This is a genomic window from Comamonas sp. B-9, from assembly GCF_000410635.1.
Lineage (GTDB): Bacteria > Pseudomonadota > Gammaproteobacteria > Burkholderiales > Burkholderiaceae_C > Comamonas.
The window spans coordinates 1-217 of sequence record NZ_KE148678.1 but is presented as its reverse complement, the minus strand read 5'-3'; the positions used below and the strand labels follow the sequence as shown (position 1 = coordinate 217).

The window sequence follows — 217 nt, the reverse complement described above, 5'->3', positions numbered from 1 at the left end:
CTGTTGGCCCAGACCGTGGGCCCGCAGACCCTGCTGCTGCCCGGCCATGACTATGACAACCGCTTTGCCTGCACCTTGGCCGTTGAAGCTGCTGCCCAGCCGCTGCTGGCCGGCGTGCTGCAGGGCCAGCTCGATGCCGCGGCCTTTGCCGCTGCCAAGGCCGTGCTGGAGCAGAACCTGGCCCCCACCGCCTACCAGACGATGGCCTGCGGCGCCC

Annotated in this window: 1 protein-coding gene; it reads left to right on the top strand. The window is 70.5% G+C overall.

Features of this window, described 5'->3' with window-relative positions; genetic code table 11:
* Window positions 1–217: hypothetical protein (locus H928_RS31945; protein WP_043341996.1), on the top strand; the 217-nt coding region annotated here is incomplete at both ends.